At 37.3% G+C, this 6,650-nt stretch carries 5 protein-coding genes; all 5 read left to right on the top strand.

The annotated features are described in order from the left end of the window. The first annotated feature begins 302 nt into the window (after nt 1-302). The 5 genes from hemA (at nt 303) to cobA (ending at nt 6,493) form a co-directional block, all read left to right on the top strand. Nucleotides 303-1,607, top strand: coding sequence for a glutamyl-tRNA reductase (hemA, locus tag C8C76_RS14650; protein ID WP_181248247.1), 1,305 nt, complete (start codon nt 303-305; stop codon nt 1,605-1,607). Continuing rightward, the gene (locus tag C8C76_RS14655; protein ID WP_181248248.1) at nt 1,588-2,349 is read left to right on the top strand and encodes a precorrin-2 dehydrogenase/sirohydrochlorin ferrochelatase family protein; all 762 of its coding nucleotides are present in this window, start codon (nt 1,588-1,590) and stop codon (nt 2,347-2,349) included. The genes hemA and C8C76_RS14655 overlap by 20 nt, the downstream gene beginning before the upstream one ends. Beyond that, on the top strand, nt 2,339-3,271 hold the full coding sequence (hemC, locus tag C8C76_RS14660; RefSeq protein ID WP_181248249.1) for a hydroxymethylbilane synthase: 933 nt from the start codon (nt 2,339-2,341) through the stop codon (nt 3,269-3,271). The genes C8C76_RS14655 and hemC overlap by 11 nt, the downstream gene beginning before the upstream one ends. 125 nt (nt 3,272-3,396) lie before the next feature. After that, nucleotides 3,397-4,686 carry an IS110 family transposase gene (locus C8C76_RS14665; RefSeq protein ID WP_108142949.1) on the top strand — a complete coding sequence of 430 codons (1,290 nt, stop codon included), beginning with the start codon at nt 3,397-3,399 and terminating at the stop codon, nt 4,684-4,686. 430 nt (nt 4,687-5,116) lie between these two features. After that, on the top strand, nt 5,117-6,493 hold the full coding sequence (gene cobA, locus C8C76_RS14670; protein ID WP_108142950.1) for a uroporphyrinogen-III C-methyltransferase: 1,377 nt from the start codon (nt 5,117-5,119) through the stop codon (nt 6,491-6,493). The last annotated feature ends 157 nt before the right edge of the window (nt 6,494-6,650 follow it).

Here is a 6,650-nt window from a genome sequence, read left to right on the forward strand (position 1 = left end):
CTATTTATTTTATTGTTGTTTTGTGGTAAACTCATATCAGAATCTCCTTTTTGGTTTTGGTATGGTTTTTTGTCCTAAAAACATTTTACCATAAAACCAAGAGGAGATTCTATTTTTTTATTCAAAAAAATTTGAACTAGATTTACTGTTTAAAGACTATCATAACTGGATTCGGTATTTTTACTTGCCGAATTCAAGTTTAATTTTTTTGCAGTCATGATACCTTTGTAATATAATTAAAATATAAAACTGATTAGATTACTAGGAAAACTATAGAAATTATCAGCAGAAGGAGGATACACTTGCAGTTACTGACCCTTGGAATAAGTTATAAGACAGCCCCGATTTCAGTTAGAGATTCTCTGGCTAATAAAAAAGAGCAGCTCAAAAGAGCAGTTTTAAAAGCTGAGCTGCTGGATGAGCTTTTTATTTTAAGTACCTGTAATCGCTTTGAAATCTACTGTAAATATAATTCAGAAAAGATTATTGAATCAAAATTAAAAACTTTTTTCATTAAACTTTTAAGGAAATACTTAAAAGAAAGCTTAAAATATAAAAAAGACGATTTCCATGATTACATCTATTATTACAGTGATTTAAAGGCTGTTAAACATATTTATCAGGTTGCAGCCGGACTTGATTCGCTGGTAATTGGAGAGGATCAGATTTTAGCTCAGTTAAAATCTGCCTTTAAAGTTTTTAAAAAAGAGGATATTACCGGTACTTATTTAAACCAGCTCTGTCTAGAAGCCATTAGAGTGGGGAAAAAGGTTAGAACCGAAACTACAATTAATCAGCGGGCAGTATCTATCAGCTATGCAGCAGTAGAACTGGCTCGGGATATATTTGGAGAGCTTGATGGTCAAAAAATTATGATTCTGGGGGCCGGAAAAACTTCTGAGCTGACTTTAAAAAATCTTGTCAATTATGGAGCAGAAGGGATTTTAGTCGCCAATAGAACCTACAGCAGTGGCCAAAAACTGGCTCAAAAATACGGAGGAGAAGTTATCCACTGGGATAAATTAAAAGATAAATTGATTGAGGTAGACATTTTAATTGCTTCAACAGCGGCTCCCCACAGAGTTTTACACTATAATGAGATCCGGGATATAGTTAAGAATAAAAGGGGTCCACTTTTTTTAATTGATATTGCTCTGCCCAGAGATATAGAAGAGCGGGTAGCAGAAATTTTAGGGGTTCATCTCCATAATATTGATGATTTGAAAGGTGTAGTAGAAAAAAATTTAGATCTGCGCCAGGGTGAGATGGCTAAAGCTGAAAAAATTATTGAAACAGAGGTGCAGGAATATGATAGATGGATGCGAGAACGTTTTTGTGTGCCGCTGATCAAAGAAATGCGGGCAGAGGCAGAAGAAATAAAAGAAAACGAAGTAAAAAGAGCCCTGCATCTATTAGAAAATTCCGAGCTCAGGGCAGAAGAAGTTTTAGAACAGCTTGCCCACCGTCTTTTAAATAAGTTTCTGCACCAGCCAACGGTTGGGCTAAAAAAGCTGGCTGTAGATGATAAGGATGCTGCTCAGGAAAAACTGGAGCTGGCTCAAAAAATATTTGCGGTTGGTGAAGATAATGAAACCATATCCGATTAATTTAAACCTTAAAAACAGAAAAGTTTTAATAGCTGGTGCCGGAAGAGTAGCTGCCCGCAAGTTTAGGGGGCTGCTGGAAACAGAAGCAGAAGTTATGATAGTCAGTCCAACCTATAATAACTTTTTTGTCCGGTATCTTCCCGGTGATTTTAACCCCGGGGACAGCTTTCAGAAAATAATAGCTACTTTGATCTGCACATTTAAAAATAGAAAGTTTAAAAAAACAGACTTAAAGGAAAAATTTTTAGTTATTGCAGCTACAGATAACTCGGCAGTAAATGAAAAGATTGCAGTTCAGGCAAAAGCAAAAAACATCTTAGTTAATGTGGTTGACCAGCCTGAACTCTCAGATTTTAATCTTCCTGCTTCAACAGCTAAAGGTGACCTGCTCTTAACTGTTTCTACAGGTGCCAGTCTCCCTGCTCTATCTAAAGCAGTAAAAGAAGAACTGGCTCAAAATTATGGAATCGAATATCAGCTCCTGCTCCAGGTTATGATGGAATTGCGGCCTGAAATAATTGCTCAGATTGCTGATCGGAGTCTGAGAAAAGAAATATTTAAAAGCCTTGCTTCAGCTGAATTTTTAAGAGGATTAAAAAATCTTCTTCTGAGAGCAACAGAAGCCGGAGAACAGAAGCCTGAGGGTGATATAATTTCTGCTGACTCTGATTTGTACCTGGAAGTTAAAAATAGAGTTATAAAATTAGTAAAAAGTTATAAGGGGGATTTTAGTGAAGAATAAATATATTATAGGAAGTAGAGGCAGTCGACTTGCTTTAAGGCAGTCTGCTCTGGTTCAGACAAAACTCCAGCAAATTTATCCGAAAATAGACTTTGAAATAAAAACGATTTCCACAGCTGGTGATCGGGAAAGAGATAAAAAATTTAGTGAAATTAATACAGAAGGTATATTTATCAAAGATCTAGAACTGGCCCTGCTTGGAGGAGAAATTGACTTTGCCGTTCACAGTTTTAAGGATCTGCCGACAAAGCTACCGGCTGAATTAGAAGCTGCTGCAGTAGTTGACCAGGCCAATCCGCTGGATGTTCTGGCAGGGGCAGCTTATAAAATTGCTAATCTTCCCCGAGGAGCAAGACTGGGAACCGGCAGTTTGCGCCGAAAATCACAGCTTTTAGCCTATCGGTCTGATCTAGAGATCGTTGCCATCAGGGGGAATATCGAAACCCGACTGGAAAAAATTAAAAGTGAAAACCTCTCCGGGGTAATTCTCGCTGCTGCCGGTCTGGAAAGACTGGGGCTTGAGTCTCAAATAACAGAGTATCTGGCAGCAGATATCTGTCTGCCGGCAGCAAGGCAGGGAGCAGTGGTTGCAGAAATTAGAAAAAAAGATCAGGGTCTGAAAAGAATTTTAAAAGAATTAGAAACTAAAGAAATGGCTTTAAAAGCCTGGACAGAATATGAATTTTTAAAAGAAATTCAGGCTGGCTGCCACGCTCCAGCAGCAGCTCAGGTATTAATTGAAGCTGGAAAATTGAAATTAACTGCTGCAGTAGGCGAAATAGACGGCAGCAGAATAATTAAAAGAGAAAAAGAAATTAAGCAGCCTGATTTAGATTCTGCTCAAAAATTAGCCCGGCAAACTGCTGCTAAAATTATGGCAGCTGGGGGCAGTGAGATTATTTTCAAGCTTAAAAATACTTAATAAAAATGTTAAAGGAGCATTCCTGTAATGAATAAAAATCAATATCGACAAAAAAATACCCCCTTGGTATAATACGGAGTATCAGAGGTCATTCTGATCTCTAAAAAACCAAGGAGGTATCTAACATGAATTATACTCAAAACGAAAAGATTATGCAAGTAAAAAATTCAACGTTGGTAGTTGGAGTGGGTATTGTAAAGAATAAACATGCAGCAAGAGCCTTCAATTTTAGAGGGATAGAATATGATAAGGCAATCTTTTTTGAAAACAATGAAGCAGGTTTTAAAAAACTTCTACACTGGATTAGAAAAATAAGTGAGAAGGAAAATAAAACTGATGTAATAGTTGGAATGGAGCCAACTGGTCATTACTGGTTTGCCCTGGAAGAATATTTAAGAAGGAAAACAGACTTCTTAAGAGTGGTAGTGAATCCAGCTCATGTTAAAAGAATTAAAACTCTTGATGATAATTCACCAACTAAAACAGATAAAAAAGATGCTAAAGTCATAGCTAAATTGGTAGTAGAAGGTAGATATTCTGTGCCACATATGCCAGAAAAAGAGTATGCAGATTTAAGAGTTGCAATGAGTCACAGAGAAAGATTAGTTAAAGATATAATTGATCTTTCAAATAAAGTGCAGCAGCTGCTAGATAAATATTTTCCAGAGTATAAAAAAGTTTTTAAAAAGTGGGATGGAAAGGCTTCAGTTGCAGTTTTAAAAGAACTCTTTTTACCTGAATTGATACTTGAAAAGACTGATGAAGAAATAGTTGAGGTTTTCAGAAAGGGTGCCAATAGAGCTGTAGGCATAAAAAGAGCTAGAAAGCTTAAAAAGGCGGCTTTAAACTCAGTTGGTATTAAAGAGGGGGCAGAATTTACTCAATTTGAATTAAGAAATCTACTCGAGCAATATGAGCTTTTAAATAAGCAGAAAGACCTGCTTGAAGAAAAAGTAGAGAAACTTCTTGAAAGTATGCCAGAAGCTAAATATATGGAGTCAGTAAAAGGTGTAGGGTTCATGACAGTAGCAGGATTCATTGCAGAAGTTGGAGATGTTAATAATTATGATCATCCAAAACAGATACAGAAACTTGCAGGTTTAAACTTAAAAGAAAACAGTTCAGGTAAACATCAGGGTCAAACCAGAATTACCAAAAGAGGAAGACCCAAACTAAGAGCATTACTGTACAGAGTAATGATGCCGATGCTGGCTAACAATCTAGAATTTAAAAAGCTGCATGAATACTATATTACTCGAAGAGATAATCCCTTAAAGAAAAAACAATCAATGATTGCCTTAGCCTGCAAACTGATTAGAATATTTTTTGCACTTGGACAAAAACATATTATGTATGATGGTGAAAAGTTGATGAATGATATTGAGAAAAATTTAAGCTTACAGGAAGCAGCTTAAGTATTAAGTGTATTGTTGTAAATGAATTAGTTGATTTAAGAAAGCTCGTTTAAAGTTGAGTAGTAGAACTTTGAAAGAGGAAGACTGGATTAGCCGGAATATATTTATCCATTAGGGCTTAGCTTAAGTTAAGACCCGGTAAAGGAGCAGAACCGGCCTCCACCCATGGAAAGGTAGAACGAAGGAATGTTGGGACATAGATCCTGGGAGATATGGGAGGTAAGACCACCATGGTCTTGTGGAGATCCGAAGCGACCATAGAGGAATTTTTTAGAAAAAAGCTAAATTTTTTAATCGGGTCGTCTCTATATTTCCAAAAATTAATTTTTATGACTTAAGTTTCTATTTTTCTAATTCAAAGAAAATTGAAAAACTGCGAATGAGCTAGTATTTAAGAGATAAACTTAATTTAAAGAGGGAGAGCAAAATTATGAAAGCAAAGGTTTACTTAACTGGAGCCGGTCCTGGTGATCCGGCTCTTTTAACATTAAAGGCAAAAAAAGCAATCAAAAAGGCAGATGTTATTTTATATGACAGGCTGGCCAATGATCGTTTTTTGGAATATGCTGAAGCTGAGGCAGAAAAAATTTATGTCGGGAAAAAGGCAAAAGATCACCACTTTACTCAAAGTGAAATTGAAGCTCTGATGATCAAAAAGGCTAAAGCGGGCAAAACAGTCTGCCGGCTTAAAGGAGGAGATCCTTTTATTTACGGTCGGGGAGGGGAAGAAGCTCTAAAATTAAAAGCAGCGGGGATTGAATTCGAAATTATTCCCGGTATCAGTTCTTCGCTTGCAGTTCCACTTTATGCAGGAATTCCACTGACTCAGAGGCACCTTGCTTCTTCCTTTGCAGTAATTACAGGTCATGAAGCAGCAGACAAAGAGGAAAGCACAATTGAAATTGAAAAAATTTCGGCAGCTGTAGATACCCTGGTAATCTTAATGGGGGTTGGAAAACTACCTCAGATTGTGGAGCGAGTACTGGCAGCAGGAAAAAGCCCTGAAACACCAGCTGCCCTTGTCCGCTGGGGTAGTCATTCCAAACAGCAGACTCTCACAGGGAAGTTAATAAATATAAGTGACAGGGTTGAGGCAGCCGATTTTAAGCCTCCTGCTGTAATTATCATCGGTGAGGTTGTTAAGCTGAGGCAGGATTTAAAATGGTTTGAAAACAAAAGTCTATTTGGCAAAAATATTTTAGTTACTCGGCCCCGGGCTCAGGCTGCTTCCTTTGTAGAAATGATTGAGACAGAGGCCGGGAGGGCAGTATTGGCGCCAACAATTGAGATTAAAGCAGCTCAGAACAGGCAGCCGCTACAGAAAGCAGTCAGAAATCTAGGCGAATACACCCATCTAATTTTCACTTCTGTTAATGGAGTTAAACACTTCAGAGAGGCTCTCGATCAAAAAGGACTTGATTTTAGGGCACTGGCAGGAATAAAAGTTATAACTATTGGTGCTAAAACAGCAGAGGAATTAAGAAAACAGGGAATTAAAGCAGATTTTATGCCTGCTGATTATTCAACAGCAGGAATTTTAAATTATCTCAAACAGCTGCAGGGTGAGGGTAAAATTAATCTCAGTCAGGCCTCTTTTTTACTCCCCCGGGCAGATATTGCTCCACAGCTGCTGGAGGAGGAACTTAAAGCTTTGGGAGCAGAGGTTAACAATGTTGAAGCCTATAGAACAGAGGCTGTGGCTTTAGAGCCAGAAGTGCTGGAGCTGATTAAAAATTCTGATTTAGACTTATTAACCTTCAGTAGTTCTTCGACAGTAGAAAACTTTATCAGTGGTTTAGATCACTAGCATTGCATAAAAATATTTAAGAAAAGTCAAGTTCTGTTTTTAACGAAAATACTTGCTTAAAATAGAAAAACTCCTTATAATTGGGATTAGGATAGTCTTTGTCCAAATCCCAAAAAATAAGGAGCATATACTATGGACAAAGATATCACAGAAACCA

Origin of the sequence: Halanaerobium saccharolyticum (genome assembly GCF_003053565.1) — a bacterium.
In the GTDB taxonomy this organism is placed as follows: Bacteria; Bacillota; Halanaerobiia; order Halanaerobiales; family Halanaerobiaceae; genus Halanaerobium; species Halanaerobium saccharolyticum_B.

Coding starts and splice junctions, on each gene's coding strand:
- C8C76_RS14655 (WP_181248248.1), top strand. CDS start 1,588: ATGAAACCATATCCGATTAATTTAAACCTTAAAAACAGAAAAGTTTTA.
- C8C76_RS14665 (WP_108142949.1), top strand. CDS start 3,397: ATGAATTATACTCAAAACGAAAAGATTATGCAAGTAAAAAATTCAACG.
- cobA (WP_108142950.1), top strand. CDS start 5,117: ATGAAAGCAAAGGTTTACTTAACTGGAGCCGGTCCTGGTGATCCGGCT.